Annotated in this window: 19 protein-coding genes and 1 pseudogene; 9 read left to right on the top strand and 11 right to left on the bottom strand. The window is 62.0% G+C overall.

The window, feature by feature from the left end; all coding sequences use genetic code 11:
- Nucleotides 1-60: 60 nt before the first annotated feature.
- Complete coding sequence (locus KYT97_RS04220) at nt 61-918, top strand: aspartate/glutamate racemase family protein (protein ID WP_172935541.1); 858 nt, start codon at nt 61-63, stop codon at nt 916-918.
- 703 nt (nt 919-1,621) lie between these two features.
- Here the strand turns inward: KYT97_RS04220 and KYT97_RS04215 are convergent.
- Nucleotides 1,622-2,560: an SMP-30/gluconolactonase/LRE family protein gene (locus KYT97_RS04215; RefSeq protein WP_033232007.1), complete on the bottom strand. Its 939-nt coding sequence runs from the start codon at nt 2,558-2,560 to the stop codon at nt 1,622-1,624.
- Nucleotides 2,561-2,616: 56 nt separating this feature from the next.
- On the bottom strand, nt 2,617-4,152 hold the full coding sequence (locus KYT97_RS04210) for a class I adenylate-forming enzyme family protein (protein ID WP_045067784.1): 1,536 nt from the start codon (nt 4,150-4,152) through the stop codon (nt 2,617-2,619).
- A gap of 346 nt (nt 4,153-4,498) precedes the next feature.
- Between KYT97_RS04210 and KYT97_RS04205 the strand changes: the two genes are divergently transcribed.
- A complete protein-coding gene (locus tag KYT97_RS04205) occupies nt 4,499-5,383 on the top strand; it encodes a hydroxymethylglutaryl-CoA lyase (protein WP_245006017.1) in 885 nt (294 codons plus the stop codon).
- Here KYT97_RS04205 and KYT97_RS04200 read toward each other — a convergent pair.
- Entirely contained in the window at nt 5,309-6,082 is a 774-nt protein-coding gene (locus KYT97_RS04200; RefSeq protein WP_181933053.1) for a GntR family transcriptional regulator, read from the bottom strand. The genes KYT97_RS04205 and KYT97_RS04200 overlap by 75 nt on opposite strands.
- A gap of 133 nt (nt 6,083-6,215) precedes the next feature.
- On the opposite strand from KYT97_RS04200, the gene KYT97_RS04195 reads away from it, so the two are divergent.
- Nucleotides 6,216-7,430 (top strand): CaiB/BaiF CoA transferase family protein, encoded by a 1,215-nt coding sequence (locus KYT97_RS04195; protein ID WP_116103464.1) that lies wholly within the window; start codon nt 6,216-6,218, stop codon nt 7,428-7,430.
- Between the two features lie 96 nt (nt 7,431-7,526).
- Here KYT97_RS04195 and KYT97_RS04190 read toward each other — a convergent pair whose 3' ends face one another.
- The 5 genes from KYT97_RS04190 to KYT97_RS04170 all read right to left on the bottom strand — a co-directional run bounded on the left by KYT97_RS04190 (nt 7,527) and on the right by KYT97_RS04170 (nt 10,954).
- Entirely contained in the window at nt 7,527-8,591 is a 1,065-nt protein-coding gene (locus KYT97_RS04190; protein WP_219111813.1) for a DUF4236 domain-containing protein, read from the bottom strand.
- A gap of 9 nt (nt 8,592-8,600) precedes the next feature.
- On the bottom strand, nt 8,601-9,233 hold the full coding sequence (locus KYT97_RS04185) for a TerD family protein (RefSeq protein ID WP_219111812.1): 633 nt from the start codon (nt 9,231-9,233) through the stop codon (nt 8,601-8,603).
- Nucleotides 9,234-9,386: 153 nt separating this feature from the next.
- Nucleotides 9,387-9,683, bottom strand: a complete 297-nt coding sequence (locus KYT97_RS04180; RefSeq protein WP_045067782.1) for a putative quinol monooxygenase — start codon at nt 9,681-9,683, stop codon at nt 9,387-9,389.
- 44 nt (nt 9,684-9,727) lie between these two features.
- Nucleotides 9,728-10,366, bottom strand: coding sequence for a carboxymuconolactone decarboxylase family protein (locus KYT97_RS04175; RefSeq protein WP_033232012.1), 639 nt, complete (start codon nt 10,364-10,366; stop codon nt 9,728-9,730).
- Between the two features lie 21 nt (nt 10,367-10,387).
- Nucleotides 10,388-10,954, bottom strand: a complete 567-nt coding sequence (locus KYT97_RS04170; RefSeq protein ID WP_033232013.1) for a VOC family protein — start codon at nt 10,952-10,954, stop codon at nt 10,388-10,390.
- A gap of 201 nt (nt 10,955-11,155) precedes the next feature.
- Between KYT97_RS04170 and KYT97_RS04165 the strand changes: the two genes are divergently transcribed.
- From KYT97_RS04165 to KYT97_RS04150, 4 genes are all read left to right on the top strand, one after another.
- Complete coding sequence (locus tag KYT97_RS04165) at nt 11,156-11,542, top strand: nuclear transport factor 2 family protein (RefSeq protein ID WP_219111811.1); 387 nt, start codon at nt 11,156-11,158, stop codon at nt 11,540-11,542.
- Nucleotides 11,539-12,723: an acyl-CoA dehydrogenase family protein gene (locus KYT97_RS04160; protein WP_175393646.1), complete on the top strand. Its 1,185-nt coding sequence runs from the start codon at nt 11,539-11,541 to the stop codon at nt 12,721-12,723. Before KYT97_RS04165 ends, KYT97_RS04160 begins: the two co-directional genes overlap by 4 nt.
- Entirely contained in the window at nt 12,714-14,090 is a 1,377-nt protein-coding gene (locus KYT97_RS04155) for a phosphotransferase family protein (protein WP_219111810.1), read from the top strand. The genes KYT97_RS04160 and KYT97_RS04155 overlap by 10 nt, the downstream gene beginning before the upstream one ends.
- A gap of 118 nt (nt 14,091-14,208) precedes the next feature.
- On the top strand, nt 14,209-14,850 hold the full coding sequence (locus tag KYT97_RS04150; protein ID WP_219111809.1) for a TetR/AcrR family transcriptional regulator: 642 nt from the start codon (nt 14,209-14,211) through the stop codon (nt 14,848-14,850).
- Between the two features lie 101 nt (nt 14,851-14,951).
- Here KYT97_RS04150 and KYT97_RS04145 read toward each other — a convergent pair whose 3' ends face one another.
- A complete protein-coding gene (locus tag KYT97_RS04145; RefSeq protein ID WP_219111808.1) occupies nt 14,952-16,109 on the bottom strand; it encodes an acyl-CoA dehydrogenase family protein in 1,158 nt (385 codons plus the stop codon).
- Between the two features lie 418 nt (nt 16,110-16,527).
- Nucleotides 16,528-16,854 (bottom strand): annotated as a pseudogene (locus KYT97_RS04140) (transglycosylase family protein); the annotation flags it as partial.
- 824 nt (nt 16,855-17,678) lie between these two features.
- Between KYT97_RS04140 and KYT97_RS04135 the strand changes: the two are divergent.
- Nucleotides 17,679-18,083, top strand: coding sequence for a ribosomal protein L7/L12 (locus KYT97_RS04135; protein WP_219111807.1), 405 nt, complete (start codon nt 17,679-17,681; stop codon nt 18,081-18,083).
- Between the two features lie 368 nt (nt 18,084-18,451).
- Here KYT97_RS04135 and KYT97_RS04130 read toward each other — a convergent pair whose 3' ends face one another.
- Complete coding sequence (locus tag KYT97_RS04130; protein ID WP_045067778.1) at nt 18,452-19,045, bottom strand: helix-turn-helix domain-containing protein; 594 nt, start codon at nt 19,043-19,045, stop codon at nt 18,452-18,454.
- A gap of 94 nt (nt 19,046-19,139) precedes the next feature.
- Here KYT97_RS04130 and KYT97_RS04125 point away from each other — a divergent pair, with 94 nt between their 5' ends.
- Entirely contained in the window at nt 19,140-20,231 is a 1,092-nt protein-coding gene (locus KYT97_RS04125; RefSeq protein ID WP_045067777.1) for an NAD(P)/FAD-dependent oxidoreductase, read from the top strand.

Below are 20,231 nucleotides of genomic sequence, written 5' to 3'. Positions count from 1 at the left end.
AGCCTCGTCACACGAGTCGCCGGTAGTGCCTCACATCACCCATGAATCAAGGAGCGTCAGTTGACCAAGCGGATTGCCTACGTGGAGTTGAAGACCAGTCAGCAGTCGAGTCCGGTCCCCGAGCATCTGATCGCGCCCGGCTACGCCGTCGACTTGGTGCAGACGGAAATCCGGGTAACCCCCGTTGACGCAGCAGACCTACTGCTCTCCGATGTCGCCTACGGGGAGGCCGCGATGCGGGCCGCTCGCAACGGGTACGACGGCGTGCTGATCGGCGGCGTACCGGACTACGGTCTGGCTGCAGTACGCGCGACCACCGATATTCCGGTGGTCGGCAGCGGCGAGGCCAGTCTCCTGGCAGCAGCGGCGCTCGGCGAAAAGTTCAGCATCGTCACGATCTGGCCGGAAACGATGGACTTCGTTTACGATCGCCTCCTTCGTGATAATCCCATTGGGCGGCAGTGCATCTCGGTACGTTACGTCTCGACACACGCCGAGCAGAGCACTCTGGCCGAGGAAGACAACTTCCTCACCCAGATGAAGGCCGGGCGCGAGCACATGATCGAGCGCATCCTTGCCGAAATCGAGCTTGCGGTGAAGGACGGCGCTAAGTCGGTCATCCTGGGCTGCAACTGCATGAGCCCGGTCGCCGAAATCCTCGCTGCCCGCTCGAGTGTCCCCATCGTGGACCCGACCACGGCCGGCTACCGGCAACTCGAGACGATGATCGCGCTCGGCTTGCGCCCGGCACGGGACCCACGGGTGTCACTGTCGGAGCGAGCGGATCTCTTCGCCGAGATGGTGCAGGCTGCGGACCTCTCGCTCGGGGCAGAGCAGGAAGACTGCCCCGTGTGTGTCCTTCACGACGATGGCACCGCGTCGTGTGACCTGCCGGCAAACGTGCCCGCCGAAGTGTAGGGCGGAACCCGAATTCGACGCGGCTCTCCTCGCAGCGGACCCAGGCGAATTGCCCGCACCGACTTCCATCCCATACGAACTAGACAATCCCGACGACGCCAAAGACCTGCGGTCATATTCGACCGCAGGTCTTCCGTGGTTCGGGCACACATCGAGGTCCTGCACACCGAGTTCTACTGAGACCGCGGCTGTCGGGGGGCTATGACAAGATCGGTGACATGACTCAATTCAGGCGAGCGTGCATGGTACGGCGGGCGGTGGGCGCGGAGCACCAACCGTCGCCCCGATCCGTCCTCATCCGGGGGTAGCGGTCGGGGCGCACGAACGTGAAAGGCGCTGCCTTGTCCCGAACTGATTCACACGCACCGCTGTGGGTTCGCATCACTCGCCGTGAGTTGGGTGTCGAACCCGCCCACGATCACCGCGATGGAATCTGCGATCTGCCGCCTACCCCTTCATCCGATTGGTCGCCGCGGTCGCCGGGCACTTGCTATTGGACATTCGCATACACCGGAATCCGGATCTGCTCCTGTTCACTCTGCTACGACAGTGCCGGCCGCCGAAATGATCTCCAGCGGGAACGGCGCAACGCGGCATCTCGAATCTCGGCTGATCTGCGGCGTTGGCGGATCGGAGACGCCGCCGCATTCGACGACATCTCCACGCCTCGTCGCCGCCGCGATTGGTGGTGACGGTGCGACCGTCAGACCAGTGAAGCCTGGTTGTTGAGAACCAGACCAGCTCGGGGCCAGTCGAATCGGAGCAGTTTTCCGGTACTCGACGCGGTCACGAATGCTGTGCGCATGTCGTCACCGCCCCAGCAGATGTTGGTGATGCCTGGGTCGCCGTCGGTGTCGATGCTGAGGAACTCGATCAACTCGCCGTCCGGACTGATCACACAAATGCCGGGCGTAGCCAGCGATGCGACGCAAATGTTGCCGTTGGCTTCGACGCCCAGTGAGTCGAAGTAACGGAAGTCGGGTGATCCCCAGAGGAAGTTGCCCCCGCCGGAGCCGGCGAGCGTACGGCCACCGACGATCTCGCCGGGAGCGGTAACGTCCCACCACCAGACCCGCGCGGTGAACGTCTCACTGACGTAGAGGCGTGTGCCGTCGGGGGAGAGGCCGATTCCGTTGGGGCCATGCATTTCTGAAGCAACGAGGCGGATCGACGAACCGTCGCTCGTGCCGTAGAAGAGGCGGCCGTGATCGTTGCCTCGGTCGTTGCTCTTGCCGTGGTCCGTGAAGTAGAAGCCACCGTGCGCGTCGAAGACGATGTCGTTGGGACCACGGAGCGGGATGCCGTCGCACTCGGTGTACAGGGTCTCGATCTCGCCGGTTTCGAGATCGACAGCTTGAATGCTGCCGCCGGTGTAGTTCTCGGGGGTGCCGCCCGCGAAGACGTAACCATACGCCTCCGTGGCGATCATCCCTCCGCAGTTGGCGATGTATGCGCGGCCGTCTGGGCCGATAGCGGTGCCGTTGGGGCCGCCGCCGACCTCGGCGACCACAGTGTTGGTGCCGTCCGGGGTTACTCGTGTGAGTGTTCCGCGGTGAATCTCGACGACTAGTGCGTCGCCGTTCGGCAGTGCAACCGGGCCCTCCGGAAATTTCAGTCCGGTGGTGACAACTGTGAAAGACATCGGGTGCTCCTCGGTTCGTGTACTGCGGGAGTTGTTGTACTGCTGGCGTGTTGGCGTCAGTTGGATGCGAACTGATCGCGCAGGACGTTCTTGCGGATCTTGCCGCTGACGGTTTGCGGCATTTCGTCGATGAAGATGACCTTGCGGGGCTGCTTGAAGGCGGCGAGTTGCGAGCGGCAGCTGCTGACTACATCGTCCTCGGTCAGCGTGGTGCCGGGCTTGCGGACAACGACGGCAGTGACAACTTCGCCCCACTTGTCGTCGGGAGTTCCGATGACTGCGGCCCCGAGCACATCGGGGTTTGTATAGATCGCGTTCTCGACCTCGCTCGAGTACACGTTCTCACCGCCGGAGATGATCATGTCCTTGGCTCGATCGACGATGTAGAGGAACCCCTCGTCGTCCTGACGGGCGAGGTCGCCGGTGTGGAACCAGCCGCCCTCGAATGTCTGCGCGTTCGCCTCGGGATTACCGAAGTAGCCCTTGGTTACCTGGTCGCCCTTGACGACGATCTCACCGATCGTGCCTGTGGGGCAGTCGTTTCCGAGCGGATCGACGACGCGTACATCTACCAGGGACATCGGCTTGCCGACGGCATCGAGCAGGTGCTCTTCCCCGTGTGCCGCCCTGATGTGTGCAGCCTTGTCGAGCGTGAGCATATTGCCGCCGAGTTCTGTCATGCCCATGCCGGCGTAGACGACGGGCCCGAACCGGTCGATGGTCTGGCGCAACACATCTGCCGGGATTTTCGACGCCCCGTACCCCATCCACTCCAGGCTGCTCAGGTCGTAGTCGTTGATCTTCGGGTGTGTGAGCAGCATTTGCATCATGGTCGGAGCGAATCCGCCACTGGTGACGCGGTTGTCCTGCACCAACTGCATCCATCGCTCCGGGTCCCAGCCCGACATCATCACTACCGAGCCGCCACGGAACTGGTGCAGCGGGGTCAGGTAGCCCGCGATGTGGCACAGGGGCATGGCGTTGAGGAAGCAGGTTTCGGGCTTCGGGTCGTATTCGATCGCCGACTGGATCAACGCGGTGTTGAGGTTGCGATGGCTCAGCCGGGCCCCCTTGGGCTTACCCGTTGTCCCGCTTGTGTACAGGATCCACGCATCATCGTCTTCGCTGATCTGCAATTGCGGGGCAATGGTCGACGCGGACCGGAGGACGTTCTCGTAGGCCGTGAAGCCTGTGGCGGGCTCGCCGATCACGATAATGTGCTCGACGCTCGTGAGCTCGGATCGATAGTCGGCAATTACCTCGAGATACTTCGACTCCACCATCAGCACTCGGGCCCCGGAGTCGTTGAGGATCCAGACCCACTCTTTTGGGTGCAGGCGGTAGTTGAGCAGAGTCAGGACCATGCCTGCAGTCGGGACGCCGTAGTAGGCCTCGATGTACTCGAGATTGTTTTCGGACAGCAGCGCAACTCGATCGCCAGGGGCTGCGAGGCCGCTCAAACCGTTCGCCAGGCGCAGGGCGCGCTGGTGGAGCTCGCCATAGGTCCGGCTATCGGATCCGTCATCCATCGCGAGTGCAGTCTTGTGGGGAAAGCGAGCGGCGTTCCGCCGTAGAAGATCGCTGTACAGCATGTGGGGCTCCAGTCGAAACGAGGCCAAGCGGCCAGTAATTGCACACAATCTAACTCAAGAGTGCCACAGATCACAAGTATGTGCACCATGCGGTCGAAACAAGATGTCCGATAGTCGACAAGTTGAGCGAGGGGCGACTTGAGCGATGATTCCCGTGGTCCGACACTTGAAAAGACATAGCCGAGCAAGTGCATTGCCGCGACTGTCAGCCACGACGGATTGCTTGTGGGTGAGGTTCCGGTCAGGTCCCGATCCATTACCTCGCGGTCGTGCACACTTGTTTGTATACAATAATCGTGGTCGGTGCAGATTTTGCCGAGCAGTGTTCAGACGAAAGGGATTTGCCGTGGAGATCGTGGAGGTGAGCCCGCGCGACGGGCTGCAGAACGAGGCGGTGCACGTTTCGACTGCGGACAAGATTGCGCTGATCGAGCGCGCCATCGCTTCCGGTCTGCGGCGCATCGAGGCCACCAGCTTTGTGCATCCGGCTGCTGTACCGCAGATGGCCGACGCGGAGGCTGTCATGGCAGGGGTGCCGCGTCGTGCCGATGTCTCGTACAGCGGCCTCGTACTCAATCGCCGGGGCTTCGATCGTGCCGTGGCCGCGGGCGTGAACGAGGTGAACTGCGTCGTCGTGGCGTCGGAGACTTTCAGCGAGCGCAATCAGCGAATGTCGGTCGCGGACTCGGTGCATATTGTGCGCGATCTTGTCGACGATGCCCGCGTCGCTGGTGTCGGGATATCGGTCACCATCGCAACCGCATTCGGTTGTCCGTTCGAGGGTGAAGTTTCCGAATCTGCAGTTCTTGCCCTGGTCGAGCAGATAGCTGAGTTGGGAGTGGACGAGATCGCGTTGGCCGACACGATCGGGGTGGGTGTACCCGCCCAAGTCGCCCGACTGTTTTCAGGGACCGCGGCGATCGCGCCGGGAATTCGGTTGCGCGCCCATTTTCACAACACTCGCAACACCGGATATGCCAACGCTGTCGCAGCTATCGACTCGGGGGTGACGGTGCTGGATTCCTCGATCGGCGGGATTGGCGGATGCCCCTTCGCGCCGGACGCCACCGGCAACATTGCGACCGAGGATCTGGTTTATCTCCTCGATCGCAGTGGTATTGCCACGGGCGCTCTGCTGCCCGAGTTGATCGAGGCGTCAGACTGGCTCGGCGGGGTACTCGGCGCTCAGGTTCCCGGCCAGCTCGCCCGGGCCGGCGGTTTCCCAGGCTGAGACGCCGAACAGCTCGTCCACCTCGTCACTACTGGTTGCTGCGAGGTGGGCGAGAAGTACGTCGCGCCCCTGGAGGACGTGTTCGTGCATCAAGGCGGACGCCCGGGGGCCATCGCCGGCGACAATCGCGTCGCGTATGAGCTGATGGAACAAATGTGACCGCTCGGTCTGGGCGCGATCGTATTGGCGGAACGCCTGGAAGACCAACGGAACGTCAGTGGTTCGTTCAAGCAGGCGGCTTAGCCGCTCATGCTTTGCCGCGGCCATGATGGCCCGGTGGATTTGGCTGTTTGCCGTATCCACCGCCCGAACCCGTTCAACGGCGTCGACCGAAGTGAGTGTCAGTGCGAGTGCAAAATCGTCGATGCCCGCGTCGAGAATCTTCTGCGTGGCAGGGTCGATGCGCTCGGCCGCCAATTCAGCGGCGTACGCCTCGAGGCGGGCGCGAAGTCCGTACAAGTCAGACACATCTTCCATCGACAGGGTTCGCACGATGGCTCCCCGGTTTGGCTCGCTGAGCACAAGCCCTTCGGCTTCGAGTCTGCGAAGTGCCTCGCGGACAGGTGTGCGGGACAGCGAGAACTGCTCGGCGATCCGCTGTTCGATCAGCCGCTGGCCGGGCTTGTAGCGTCCTTCGACGATCGCCTGGCGAATTTGAGAGTAGGCGGCCTGACCCGGTGCCTGCGGTGTGGTTGCCACGGTGCCTCTTCGTTGTATGTGGGATTGATGCACAGCAAAGCCTATCCCGTCGACAATACGATTTTTGTATGCAGGAGTGGTGAGTTCCGGGCAGATTATCGATTGAATGTCGCAGATTGTGTACAATTTTGCCATGACTACAACTTCCGGGCCGCTCAGCGGCCTGCGCGTGCTCGAACTGGGAAACTTCATCGCCGGTCCCTTTGCCGGGCAACTCATGGGGGACTACGGGGCTGAGGTACTCAAGATCGAAGCGCCCGGGTCCGGCGACTCGATGCGGCGGTGGGGTGTCACGATGGAAGGCGAAAGCCTGTGGTGGCCTTCGATTGCGCGGAACAAGAAGTCGGTTGCAATCGACCTCCGTCAGCCCGACGGTCGCGAGTTGGTACGCAAACTGGTCGCCGAGGCCGACATCGTACTCGAGAACTTCAGGCCGGGCACGCTTGCGAAGTGGGGGATGGACTACCAGTCACTCGCGGAAATCAACTCACGCATCATCCTTGTTCACGTCTCGGGGTTCGGTCAGAACGGGCCACGCTCGACGGACGCCGGTTTCGGCAGCGTCGGTGAAGCGATGGGTGGAATCCGCCATACGACGGGCAATCCCGGTCTACCCCCGACCCGCGTGGGCATTAGCCTCGGCGACTCGTTGGCGGCACTGTTCGCGGTGATCGGGACCCTTGCCGCAGTCCACGAGCGCTCGGTCAGTGGCCGAGGTCAGGAAGTGGACGTAGCGATCTACGAGGCAGTGGCTGCCCTGATGGAATCGACAATGGCTGACCATGAAATCGGTGGCATCACCCGTGGACGCACCGGATCGGTTCTGCCGCGCGTTGCACCGTCGAATGTGTATCCCACGTCGGACGGAGCCGAGGTGATCATTGCCGCCAATGCCGACACCGTTTTCCGCAGGCTTTGCACTGCAATGGACCGCGCCGAGTTGGCCGATGATCCGAAGTTCGCGGAACACGGGCCGCGAGGCGAGAACATGGCCGAGATCGACGCCATCATCGGTGCTTGGACATCGACGATGAGCGGCGATGTGTTGTTGAAGACCATGGAAGACAGCGGAGTTCCGGCCGGCCGGATCTACACGGCCCCGGACATGCTCGCCGATCCGCACTATGCCGCGCGAGAGATGGTAGTCCGTCTCGTCAACCAGTTCGGTGTTGCAGTTCCCGCCGCAGGCGTTGTACCCAAGTTCTCCCGGTCACAGACTGCACCTCCCGAGCCCGGGCCGGGTTTGGGCGAACATACCCGCGAAGTTCTCGCCGCACTGGCCGGTATCGATGACGGCGAATGGGCCGACTTGCAGTCGGCTGGTACTGCTGTTCAGGCGCGCAGCTGACATGAAGTTCTCGTCTATGTCGTAGATGTCTGGGTGGGGGGGGGGGGGGGCCCCCCCCCCCCCCCCCCCCCCCCCACCCCGTATCAGTCCATCCGGCTAGGGCAGCGCTGCGAGCGCTTCCTGCAGGCCCGGGTAGGTGGGGTCTTCGGCGAGAACTTTCTCGATGTTTTTGCGCGCGGCGGCTTTCCGGTTCTGGGAGAGGTCGACTTGCGCTCGTTCGAGCAGCGCACGATGCCGTACTTCGGAAGCGCGGGAGCGCACCCGCAGTGCTTCCTTGAAGCTTTCGCGTGCGGCCTCGTTGTATCCGAGTTGTGCGAATGCTCGCCCGCGCAGCGCGAACAGCAGTGCGGTGGCGTCGTCTTCGTTGGTGACGCCGTTGGTCAGATCGACGACGTCCTGGTGCCGGTCGGCGGAACTGTAGAGGTCCGCCAACGAAAGTGCTGCGTGGGCTGTGGGGGTCGCGTATTCGACGGTCCAGATCGCGGCGGGGAGGTCGCCGGCGCTTTGGTGCAGTTCGGCGGCGGCGAGGATAAGTACGTCGTCACTGATGCGCAGGGCAGCTGTGACGCCGTGGACGATCTGTACCGGCCACCTGCGTTCGGCGAGGTATCGCTGCACGAACGGATCCGCGGACAGATCGACATGTTGGGCGACGACCCACCCGAGTAGCGAACGCGCTCGTTGGGCGGCGGCAAGGTTGGTGTCGGCGAATTCGAAGTGCAGCAACCCTTCCAATGCTGCGGCGAGGATCCGTATGTTCGGGGCTACGTGCTTGTGGCGTTGGGCAACGCCGACGTAGTCGGCTGGTGTCCGAGAGTGCAGGATCTGGAACAGTTCGCGCTCCCAGGCCGGTGCATGCGGAGGCGGCATCGGTGGTAGGGGCGGTACGGGTGGGAGCTGGGGAACCGGAGCTGCCGCGGCAGTAGGGGTTCGGCGGCGGGGTGCGGTCGACGTACTTGTCGATCGAGATCTGTTGCCGCCGACCGTCGATTGATGCGAGAGCCCAGTACCTGGCGCCGACAGGGTGCGGCTGACGCGGCCGTTGGCGTGCTTGGTGATTCGAGCGCCCTTGACGCCTGCGGAGTAGCCGATGCCGCTGCGACTGACATTGACGCGGACACCGGGGACGATCTGGATGCTTTTGCGGAATCTGAAACCCATGATCGGCTCCTACAGTTCGTATCCGGCAGGGACCGGTGGGTTGGACCAGTTGAGGGGCGGCGGGCCGTTGACTACCGGTGCGGCAGCGGGCTGCGATGTTTGGGCGTCGATGTTGTCGTCGACGGTGACACCGAAATCGCGGGCCAAACCGGCGAGCCCGTCGTGATAGCCCTGACCGACCGCGCGGACCTTCCAGTGGTGGTCACGGCGATAGATTTCGACGGTGACAGCGGCGGTTTCGCTGCTCCAGTCGTCGATGGTGAAAGCGGCCAGTGCGCTGCCGACTGCGTCGTAGACGGCGATGTCGGCCTGTCCGATGTCGGCGAGGGTTGCCGGCGCCGCCGCATCGAGACTGAGGACGATCGCGATGCGCTCGATCTCCGGATCGAGGCGGTGCAGGTCCACGGTGATGCAATCCTCGACGGAAGTTCCCGCACTTCGTTTTCCGGCGTAGTGGGTGGAATCGTCTCGCGACTCGGCCTGGTTGTAGAACACGAAATCGAAGTCACCACGCACCTTCCCGTCGGGGGTGAGCAGGAGTGCTGATAGGTCGGCGTCGATCGCTGGTCTTTGGTGCCATGTGCAGCGCACAGTGACGTCGGCCTGATCGAGTGGGGCATTCTGTCCCTTGCTCAACTGCACGTGATGCGCTCCCTGGTCGTACCGGCTTCAGCTACATCAAATCAGGGGGACCGTCATGATTGCTAACGGGTCGCCGCACGACGACGAGGGTCTCCGGTCGTGATTTCACGACCGGAGACCCTCGTCGTCCGGCAATCTGAGCCCGAGTTTCGATCACACCTGCGGGTCGACGGTTCCCGTCGTCAATGACGGTGCACCTGCGAGCAGCGGGCCGAGATCAGTGATCGCTCCCTCGCCGGCGCGGAACTTGCGGTACTCGGCGTCATGATCGGCCGATTCCCAGGTTTCGATAAATCGCCACGTGGTGGGATTCTTGCTGTCGACGACTGTCTTCACGGAAATGCAACCGGGGAATGCTCGCGTTTCCTCGAGCACTCGCGTCATCACCGTACGTGCGGAGTCGAGGGAATCCGGCTTGAATGAAAGTTCCAGGATGGCAACAAGTTCCATGTTCAGTCCTTACCTAGTAGATGTCCTTGATGAAGACTAGCGGGTCATTCTCCGGCAAGGTCGGCAGAGAGGTCGGCGACTACGACGCCCTCGGGTATTCGGACTTCTTCGATGAGTTCGGGGCGGTCGTCGAATTCGAGTTTCAGAGCCCGGCAGATGGTGGCGTGCATGTCGTACATGCAGGTGATGTACGTCAGTTCCATGATTTGCTTGTCGGACAGGTGCGCCTTGAGGACGGCAAAGACCTCGTCGGGTACGCGGCCGCCGTCGTAGACGAGTCCGTCGGTGTAGGCGAGGACGGCGCGTTCGATGTCGGTGAACAGGTCGCTGATCTGCCAGTGGGGTAGGGCCGCGATTTTCTCCTCGGTCATGCCGAGTGAGCGCATCTGCTTGCAGTGCTGAGAGAAGACGAACTGGCTGCCCCGTGCGTATCCGGCGCGGGCCTGACCTAGTTCGCGCAGGAGCGGGTCGAGGTCTGCGTTGCGATACAGGGCGAATCCTCGTACCGCGTGGCGGAAGACGTCGGGGGATTGGGCGAAGACGGTCCACCAGTCGCCTGGGGTGGCGTGGATGGTGCCGTGATCGACCGCGGGGTCTTTGTCGGCGCCGAACAGGCGGTCGTAGAAGAAGAGGATCTTCTCGTCGGTGACCTCGGCGCGGGGGATTTCACGAAGGCGGGGCATGAGTGGATCCTTTCGGGATGATCAGGAAGCGCTGGGAACGTTGCGGTCTGCGGCAGTCTTCGGCGTGTGTGCGACGTCAGATTCGGTGAATTCCTTGGTCCAGCAAGCGAATTCGAGAAGTACACCATCGGGGTCCTGGAAATAGAATGACCGGACGAAGGTGCCTTCATGGATCTCTCGCGACGCACCCTCCGGGCTGTCGTCGTGGTTGAGCGTGATGCTCAGTGGCACGCCGTCAGCCTTGAGCCGCTTGCGGTACTCGTCGAACTTCTCCGGTGGGACGGCAAACGCGACGTGATTCATCGACCCGACAGCGCTGACGAGCTCATCCCGGTCAGGCAGTCCGGCGGGGGCGGAGATTCCGGGAACTGCGTCGGGTGCATCCGCCAGCCAGAAGAACGCCAGCGTGTCGCCGTTTCCACAATCGAAGAAGAAATGCTGTCCGAGGTTGCCGGGAAGATCGAGCGTCTTGACCAGCGGCATGCCCAGAGTTCCCGAGTAGAAGTCGACGGTGCGCTGCATGTCCGAGCACACAAGCGCGAGATGGTTGATTCCGCGGAATTCGAACTTCGGATTGGTGACGGTCATTGCGGGCCTTTCTGGGGTGAATCGGTGAGAGCGGGACCATAAAGTGACTTGACAGTCATGTCATGTTCTTGGATAGTTTGTCCATGAGTAAGTCATCTGTCAACACCTCACTCAGGGCGGGCGAGGTGGGAGACCGTACGGATTTCTCCGTCCCGGTTATGGCTTGTGTGTTGTAACTGCCTCGAGGAGAATCATTTTCGCATGAAAGACTTCGCAGATCGGTTCTTCGCCGCAGTCTCCGGTGGCGATGAAGCGACACTCACCGAACTGTATGCGCCGGACGCGCGCATCTGGCACAACGACGACGGACAGGAGCAGACCGTCGAGGAGAACCTCCGTACGTTGCGGTGGCTCTCCCGCACTCTCGCAGACTTTCGCTACGAGGACGTCCGACGCTACGTACTGCCAGACGGATTCGCGCAACAGCACGTCGTACGCGGCGCCCTCCCCGGACACGGCCCCCTCGAGGTGCCGGCCAGTCTGTTCGTCCGCGTCGAGAATGGGCGGATCTCTCGGATCGACGAGTACGTCGACTCGGCCGCCACCCGGCCCCTGCAACTCGCTGCTGCCACAAGGAGGCACCCATGACTGTGAACCAACCCGAAGGCGATATCGCCGAACTGCGCACTCGGTTGCGCGCATTCATCGACGACGAGGTGATCCCCGCAGAACCCGTCCTCGCGAAAGAGGACGAGGTTGCACACAAAACACTCGGGCAACTGCGCTCGCGCGCAAAGGAACTGGGCCTGTGGGCGCTCGGGCACCCGGCAGACGTCGGCGGTGGGGGAGTTCCCTTCCTCGACTTCGTGTTCCTCAACGAAGTCATCGGCAGATCCGAATTCGGCCAGCTGGCAGTCGGCTCGGTGTCGATGCAGGACACTCTGATGCTGCACAAGCATGGAACCGAAGAACAGAAGCAGCGATGGATCCCGCCGATCGTCGCGGGGGAGTTCCTGCCGTCGGTCGGTTTGACCGAACCGGACACTGCTGGCTCCGATCCCACGCTGATCGAGACCCACGCGGAACTCGACGGCGACACGTGGGTCATCAACGGGCACAAGTGGTTCACCACCGGGGTGGCAGATGCGGGGTACTGCTCGGTATTCGCTCGAACCGAGCCGGATTCGACGCCGCGGCATTCCCGGATCAGCGCGATCATCGTGCCGACCGACACGCCAGGATTCGAGATCGTCCGCTCGATACCGACCATGGGGCACGATCCCAGCGATCACTACGAGGTTCGTCTCACCGATGTCCGCGTTCCGTCGGCCAACCTCCTCGGCGAACGGGGTAAGGGGTTTGTCGTCGCTCAGGACCGACTGGGCCCCGGCCGGATCTTCCACTGCATGCGCTGGCTCGGCCAGGCGCAGCGTGCATTCGAATTGATGTGTGAGCGCGCGAACACCCGCTACGTACACGGGTCACTGCTCGCCGAGAAGGGCGAAATTCACCGGTACATCGCGGAATCCGCAGCGCAGATACACGCAGCCCGCCTGATGACCCTCGACGCGGCCCGTGTGATGGATGCCGGCGAGGATGCTCGCATCCAGATCGGTCTGGTGAAGTTCTGGGGTGCTCGGATGCTGCACGACGTCGTCGATCGCGCGATCCAGGTGCATGGCGCACTCGGACTGACCTCCGACACACCGCTCGAACGGATGTACCGACAAGCACGTTACGCGCGCGTCTACGACGGTCCGGACGAGGTGCACCGCATGTCGACCGCACGTCGACTGCTGCGCGATCCAGGCGCAGCGCCATGGCTGTGACTCATGCCGCCAGCAGCCTTGGTGACGGAATCCGCGTCGCACTGAGCGACTCCTTCGGCGACGAGATCACTGTCGGGGAACCCCGACAGTTGACCGGCGGTGCGAGCCGTCAGATCTGGGCGGTCGACGTTCGGGGCGTAGATGGTCAATCGCAGTACGTTGTGCTGCGCCGGGACCCACCCGGGCACGGCGACGCAGACCGGATGCGGGCAGAGGTGGCATGCCTGCGGGCGGCCTCCGCAGTCGGGGTTCCGGTTCCCACCGTCCTCGCATCAGGGGACACGGCACCGGGCATCGATGCTCCGTATCTGGTGATGGACATGATCGTCGGTGAGTCGATCCCGCGGAAATTGCAGCGGGATTCCGAGTTCGACGAGGTGCGGTCTCATCTCGCCGACGCCATGGGTTACGTGCTCGGACAAATTCACCGTGCGGACACCGGCACTCTCGGGATGCTCGACGCCGGCGACCCGCTGGACGCGATCGAGGCCGTGTACCGGGATTTGGAACAACCTCGCCCAGCCGTTGAGGTCGGACTGCGCTGGCTTCGGGAGAATAGGCCTGCCAGGCGCCCGAATGCTCTGGTACACGGCGACTTTCGACTCGGGAACCTGCTTGTCGACGGCGGGGGAATCCGCGGCGTGCTGGACTGGGAACTCGCCCATCTGGGTGATCCGATCGAAGACCTCGGCTGGCTCTGCGTGCGTGCGTGGCGGTTCGGAGCGGAGCCGCCGGTTGCGGGCATCGGTACGCGCGAACAGTTGCTCGACGGTTATGAACGCGCCGCGGGAATCCGGCCGTCCGAAGCTGAACTGCACTGGTGGGAGGCGTACGGCACGCTGCGGTGGTTGGTGCTGAGTCAGTTTCAGTCGCAGCGGCATCTGAGCGGCGCCGAGAACTCGATCGAACTGGCCGCGATCGGGCGGCGAGTGTGTGAGTCGGAGTACGACCTGCTCCTGATTCTCGGTCTGCTCGACAACATCGAGTCGCTACCGGACGACACGGCGCCGTCGGTGCACGACCGTCCGAGCATGTCGGAGATCCTCGAACTGGTCACCGGCACTCTTCGCGATGATGTCGCCCCAGTGCTTGACGGGGCGCATGAACGGGAGCGGTACCTGCTCCGCATCTGCGTCAATCTGCTGGGGATAGCGGGACGGGAGCTCAGTGCCGGAGATCGCACAGGCGAGGTGACGGAATTGCTTGCAGCACTCGATTGCACATCGGAAGCAGATCTTGCCGATCGAATTCGTACCGGCGCCGTCTCGTACGCGGATACGGCCGTCCGCCAGTTGATCTCGACTGCCGTGCTCGCTCGATTGCGGGTGGCGAACCCCCGCCACGTGCTCCGCCCGTCGCAGACCTGATCCCGGACCAGGCTCGACCCCTCCAGCGCTACGTGTCTACGCTGGAGGGGTCGAGCGGGTGTGTCCACCGAGGCAACATGACTTGACAGTCATGTCAGTTTATTGGACACTCACGAGGGTGAGCAAGTCATCTGCCAGTACACCTTCCGTACCGCCACCCGCTGACACCCTGACCGCGCGGGGTCGAAAGACGCGCGACGGTTTGCTCGATGCAGCGCGCAAGGTCTTCGAGGAGGTCGGGTTTCTCGACACCCGAGTCGAGCAGATAGTCCAGGAAGCCTCCGTCTCCTACGGGACGTTCTACCGGTACTTCGAGTCGAAAGACGATGTGTTCCGGGAGTTGAGCATCCGGCTCTTCGAGGACGTACACCGCCGTGAACCTCTCGACTCCGACCTGTCGCCGGCCGCCAGGCTCATCGCAACCAACCGGTTGTACTACCAGGCATATCGCAGAAACGCGAAGTTGATGGCCATCGTCGAGCAGGTCGCGACCTTCAATTCCGAATTTCGCGCACTTCGGCACGAGCATCGTCGACAACTGATCGAGCGAACATCCCGCGCAATCGCTCGTTGGCAGGACCAAGGCCACGTTCGTGAGTCACTCGATCCGGTGATGGCTGCCCGCGCCATGTCCGCGATGGTCGACCACACGCTGTATTTGTGGCTCGTTCAGGGCGACGAAGCAGATGAGGAGATCTTGCTCGATACCCTCGATCAGATGTGCATCGGGGCGCTCGGCCTCGATGTTGCCTCCACATAGCCCTCGCGCATCGATCCTCACGGTGTGGATTCACCGTGAGGATCGATCCGTGGTCACGTGAGCGTCGTGCGCATTAGTCGATCTCGTTGCGGGACAAGGTGTCACCGAAACTCTGCGGCGATGTCCCGGCCGATGATTTCCTTCATGATCTCGGTAGTGCCGCCGTAGATGGTCTGGATCCTGGAGTCGACGTAGGCGCGGCCGATCGGGTACTCCATCATGTACCCGTACCCACCATGCAACTGCACGCAGCGGTCGACAACACGCTTCTGAAGTTCGGTCGCCCACCACTTGCTCATCGACGCATCCACTGCCGTGAGCTCACCGGCATTCAGTGCGAGAACGGCACGGTCGATGTGCGATTCGGTGACCTCGATCTCCGTGCGCATCTCCGCAAGGGCAAACCGGGTGTTCTGCAGATCCCCGATCGGCTTTCCGAATGCCTTTCGCTCGAACACGTAGTTCTTGGTCCACTCGTAGGCAGCGCGGGCAGCCACGATTGCAGACACTGCAATGGAGATCCGCTCGAGCGGCAGGTTCTCCATCAGATGAAGGAATCCCTTTCCTTCGGTACCGAGCAGGTTGTCGGTGCGAACGCGCACGTTCTCGAAGACCAGTTCTGCAGTGTCCTGAGCAGCCAGTCCGACCTTGTGGAGCTTGCGCCCGCGGATGAATCCGGGAGTGTCACGTTCAACGGCAATCAGAGAGAAGCCCCTCGACCCCGCCTCGGGGTCGGTCCGGCACACGACGATCACAAAATCGGAGTGGATCCCATTGGTAATGAACGTCTTCTGGCCGTTGATCACCCACTCGTCGCCGTCCCGTACCGCAGAAGTCCGAACTCCTTGCAGATCCGACCCAGCGCCGGGTTCGGTCATCGCGATTGCGCCGATCACCTCACCACTTGCCATCCGGGGCAGCCAGCGGGCCTTCTGCTCTTCCGTGCCCAGATGCAGGACGTACGGGATGACGATGTCGTCGTGCACGCTCAACCCGGAGCCGAACGATGTAGTGGCCGTGCGGGCGATCTCCTCGAAAACAACATTCCGGAACCGATAGTCGGTGACGCCCGCACCGCCGTACTCTTCGGGAACACTGAGGCCGAGGATGCCGGACGCGCCGGCGGCGAGCCACGCACTGCGGTCGATGAGCCGATCCTCTTCCCACTTCGCGTAGTGAGGTTCGATCTCACGGGCCAGGAATTCGCGGACGGTTGCGCGGTAGTCCTCATGATCGGCTTCGTAGTGCTTGCGTTGCATCGGGTATCTGCCTCAGTCTCGGTGTTGACACGTAGGGTGTTGCTGAAACCCGGCCTGGGCCGGGTGATTGCGTTGTAGCGGAAGGTAACTCGAACAAGGTGGTACGGACGGCAAACCGAACCCCCGTTTAAAGTTCGGGCCGACTGATCGGCACATCCTTACCTGGGGTCGGCCATGAATCTTATCCAGTCACGGCCACCCTATCTAGCGCACGCTAAGTTATTCTAGCGTGCGTTGAATATCTCCGTCGACGCAGTCGGTGGCCCGTCGGCAATCGGACAGTGTCGACGCACCACGACGCTGAATATCACTTGCGACTCTCCCGAGACGAGATGTCGGTAGAACGAAACTGCCCGGTGACCGTCGGATTCGACGGTCACCGGGCAGCGACGCAATACGTAAGGGGTGGGGATCAGCGCAGGTACTGTCCGCACACCGGCCATGCGCCGGCACCCTGACCTGCGAGGACGTTTTCCGCGACACGTTCCTGTTCTGCCTGGCTGGCGGTGTGTGCACTGCCCGAGCCGCCGTAGGCCTGCCACGTGCTCTGACTGAACTGGAGTCCGCCGTAGTAACCATTGCCGGTGTTCGCGCCCCAGTTGCCCGACGATTCGCATTCTGCGACGCCCGACCAGTCGTGGCCCGCAGCAGATGCGGTGCCGGTGCTCAGGCCGAAGACTCCGGCAGTGAGTGCGCCGGCGGTAGCGACGGAAGCAAGGACGCGAGTAACAGTGTTGTTCTTCATGTAAATGAATTCCTTTCAATTTCCGCCAGCGGAGGACGGTGACCGTCTCAGCTCCCACCACAAAGGGATGTTGTCGAATCCGAATCACGGGGTGGGGCTGGCGGTGGCGATCCGGTAATGCCCGGTTGCTTGGGCTCACTCCAAGGTAGGGGACTATCACGGATTGGTCACGGGTAGGCGTGTCGGTGCCTGTTTGTGCAACGTATGTGCATCAGAAGGTGTTATTGCAGGTCGATCGCCGTTATTCGGGCCCGCAAAGCGTTACAGAATTAACCTGAAATGTGATGTATGTCATAGCGATGACGGTCTTCAATGGCCCTAAATATGCCCGTTGAGGGTGAAAAATGACGCGGAATCGACTGTTTCGAGGTTCAAATTTAGTCGACCGACCGACCAGATTTTCGTTGCAGGACAGAAGAATTGGCATGGATCGATCACGTGCGTCCGCAGATGCTTTGGTACGAAGTGTCGCGGCGGCGGAGATTCTCTCGCGGCGACAGGGGCGTGTCCTCGACAGCCGACACGGCTAGAGTTCGTCGCGATCGGTCGATCCGGTCTACCCGTCGACACATCTTTGTCGGACACTAAATCGCACAGATCTGCTGAAATATCCCCAAGGAATGTTGTCAGTTTCCAGAAGACGACTGCACGCTCGGCGAAAGCGTGATCACCGAGTCGTTCCCCTGTCTGACTGCTGAACCTGGAGTCCGGGAATTGACCGGTGTTCCTTTCGAAGCCACTGCGTCCATTAATCGTTTCTTCCTGAGCCACTTAGTGTTGAGACACTTCGTTGATGTTGTGCGGGGATGACCAAGGGGGATGAAGTGTCGAAGTTCGTACGGTTGCTCGACAGTGAGGTCGTTCAGCGATGGGCAGCTACGGTCGCCACAATCGGATTCTCCCTCTCTGTTCTTCCTTCCCGCGTGGGTCAGGCTGCCGAACACCCCTCAGTGTGGAACTGGGTTGTCGTCGTAGTCGTAGTGGGAGGCATCGTTTCCTTCGCGGTTAATGCCGTCGCTATGTGGCGCAAGCGTTTGGCCCGAGGAACCAAGCCTGATCACACGTTTGTTGCACCCGAGGATGTTCCGTTCTTGGATGTGGAGTCGGCGATCGAATCGACAACGGACCGGATCTCGGCGATCAAGGCGTTGCGTGAACAACATCGGGGTCTCGGATTGAAGGTCGCTGCGGATCTCGTCGACGCAGCTCTCGATGAAAGAAGCGAATGACCGGAGCAGCACTCGGTAGCCGCCCGCCGAGCTGACTCGTCCCAGATTCGTTCGGTTCTGGTGCAGTGATCAGTGAGACAGTCCCAGATTCGATCTTGGTCTCAACAGATCAACGCATCGATGGGGCCTTCCATCCTTGTCAGGTGTAAGGCCACATCGTCAGTATGGAGGCGCAGACAGATTGGTCAGCTGCCGAATCAGAATAGGTGGAGTGATCCGAGGGAACCGGTGACGGTGAAGGTGCCCAACCCTGTCGAGGCGTATCTAGTGTCCGTCGACGGCGAAGCGGCGTTCGTTGTTACCCAGGGAGCGGTATTGATGGGCGAACCCGACCTAAGGGCAGCGGCACCTGGCCCTCGATATAGTCGTCATTGCTCTGACCGGGCACGAAGATGTGCGCGCTCACCTTGCTGGCCGAAGAGGATGATCAGCTCAGCAGATGCGTCATCTGCGGTCGAAAACCAGTGCGGGACATGGGTATCGAACTCTGCTGCTTCGCCCGGGGTGAGGACCAGATCCTGGTCTCCGAGAACAAGTCGTACCCGCCCGTTGAGTATGTACAGCCATTCGTACCCTTCGTGCGACGCGAGGGTAGGTGTATCACCGAACCGCGCCGCCGGAATGATGAGCTTGTGGGCCTGTACTCCTCCAGCGCGGCGAGTGAGCGGTAGCCATGTCATCCCGTATCGGGTCACCGGCTGCAGATGAACCCGCGGATCGCCTGTCAACGGGCCGCCGATCAGTTCGTCTACCTGCATCCGGTACGTCCTTGCCAGAGCGAGTAAATGTTCAAGTGTCGGTTGACGATGTCCAGACTCCAGCCGAGAGAGGGTGCTCTCTGAGATCCCGGTGGCTGCGGAGAGGTCGGAGAGAGTGGTTTCGCGTTGCTTGCGAAGGACACGTAGCCGGGGTCCGACCGCGCTGATGGTCTGCTCCAAGTAGGTGCTCAGGTCGGAGTTCATGCCTACATCTTGACAGATCGGCAAGGGAAGTTGTCATCAAGGATCCGGGCAGTTCATATTCATCGTGGAGGTACTCACAATGAACGGACAAGAAATGAATAATCGATCCCGTACCTGGGATGTTGCAGTGATCGGTGGCGGTGCAGCCGGGCTGAGTGCAGCGGTCACACTGGCGCGTTCTCGCCGCTCGGTGATCGTCGTCGATACCGGACGCCCCCGCAACGCGCCTGCTGCGGGAGTGCACAATTTCCTGACTCGGGACGGCATCTCGGCGACAGAGTTGACCGCTGTCGGTAGAGATGAACTGACGTCTTACGGCGGTACGGTGATCTCCGGAAGTGCTGTTGCCGCCGAGCGGACCGATATTGCCTTCACCGTTGATTTGGCCGATGGGCAGAAGGTGAGCGCCCGGAAGCTTCTGGTCGCAACCGGACTCGCCGACACGCTGCCCGACATCGCTGGTCTGCGTGAGCGGTGGGGCCGTGAAGTGCTGCACTGCCCGTACTGCCACGGATGGGAAGTGCGAGACCAGGCCATCGGGGTCCTCGGCACTGGGCCAGGCGCCGTGCACCAGGCACTGATGTTCCGCCAGTTCAGCGAAGACGTCACTTTGTTTCTGCACACAGCTCCGGAGCCAACCGAGCCGCAGTGGGAAGCGCTCGCCGCCCGCGGAGTCTCGGTTGTCGACGGCCACGTAACCGACGTACTCGTCGACAACGATCGCATGTCGGGTGTGCGGTTGGGCTCGGGCGACTCGCGCACCCTCCAGGCATTGGTGGTTGCGCCATTGTTCTTCGCGCACTGCAAGGTGCTCGAGTCACTTGGGCTCAAACCAAGAGAACAGAGAGCGGGTGAGGCGCTCCTCGGTGCCGTATTCGACGCGGATTCGAGCGGAGCTACGGAGGTGCCCGGCGTCTGGGTGGCCGGAAATGTCACCGATATGTATGCCGGAGTTGTCAATTCGGCAGCGGCAGGATTCACCGCAGCGGCGGCGATCAATGCCAACCTCCTCGACGAGGACGTGCGTCGCGGCGTCGGCGATCGTGGTGCCGCTGCCGCCAACTCATCCTCCAACCAGACTGCCCCCACAGCACCTGCTGCATTTTCCGCCGCGGCGGAAGCGGAAGTGTGCGAACGAGTCCTCGGCGAACGACGACACGGATTGTTCACCGAACCGAAGGCATGA

This window comes from Rhodococcus globerulus, assembly GCF_019334125.1.
GTDB lineage: Bacteria > Actinomycetota > Actinomycetes > Mycobacteriales > Mycobacteriaceae > Rhodococcus_F > Rhodococcus_F globerula.
Note: the sequence above shows the minus strand (reverse complement) of the source record. Positions and strands in the feature narration are given on the sequence as shown.

Bases quoted from the DNA above. Each gene is read 5' to 3' on its own strand.
- KYT97_RS04170 (WP_033232013.1), bottom strand. From the start codon at position 10,954: ATGACCGTCACCAATCCGAAGTTCGAATTCCGCGGAATCAACCATCTC.
- KYT97_RS04215 (WP_033232007.1), bottom strand. From the start codon at position 2,560: ATGTCTTTCACAGTTGTCACCACCGGACTGAAATTTCCGGAGGGCCCG.
- KYT97_RS04210 (WP_045067784.1), bottom strand. From the start codon at position 4,152: ATGCTGTACAGCGATCTTCTACGGCGGAACGCCGCTCGCTTTCCCCAC.
- KYT97_RS04130 (WP_045067778.1), bottom strand. From the start codon at position 19,045: ATGAACTCCGACCTGAGCACCTACTTGGAGCAGACCATCAGCGCGGTC.
- KYT97_RS04175 (WP_033232012.1), bottom strand. From the start codon at position 10,366: ATGCCCCGCCTTCGTGAAATCCCCCGCGCCGAGGTCACCGACGAGAAG.
- KYT97_RS04145 (WP_219111808.1), bottom strand. From the start codon at position 16,109: ATGCAACGCAAGCACTACGAAGCCGATCATGAGGACTACCGCGCAACC.
- KYT97_RS04180 (WP_045067782.1), bottom strand. From the start codon at position 9,683: ATGGAACTTGTTGCCATCCTGGAACTTTCATTCAAGCCGGATTCCCTC.
- KYT97_RS04125 (WP_045067777.1), top strand. From the start codon at position 19,140: ATGAATAATCGATCCCGTACCTGGGATGTTGCAGTGATCGGTGGCGGT.
- KYT97_RS04155 (WP_219111810.1), top strand. From the start codon at position 12,714: ATGGCTGTGACTCATGCCGCCAGCAGCCTTGGTGACGGAATCCGCGTC.
- KYT97_RS04195 (WP_116103464.1), top strand. From the start codon at position 6,216: ATGACTACAACTTCCGGGCCGCTCAGCGGCCTGCGCGTGCTCGAACTG.
- KYT97_RS04190 (WP_219111813.1), bottom strand. From the start codon at position 8,591: ATGGGTTTCAGATTCCGCAAAAGCATCCAGATCGTCCCCGGTGTCCGC.
- KYT97_RS04160 (WP_175393646.1), top strand. From the start codon at position 11,539: ATGACTGTGAACCAACCCGAAGGCGATATCGCCGAACTGCGCACTCGG.
- KYT97_RS04165 (WP_219111811.1), top strand. From the start codon at position 11,156: ATGAAAGACTTCGCAGATCGGTTCTTCGCCGCAGTCTCCGGTGGCGAT.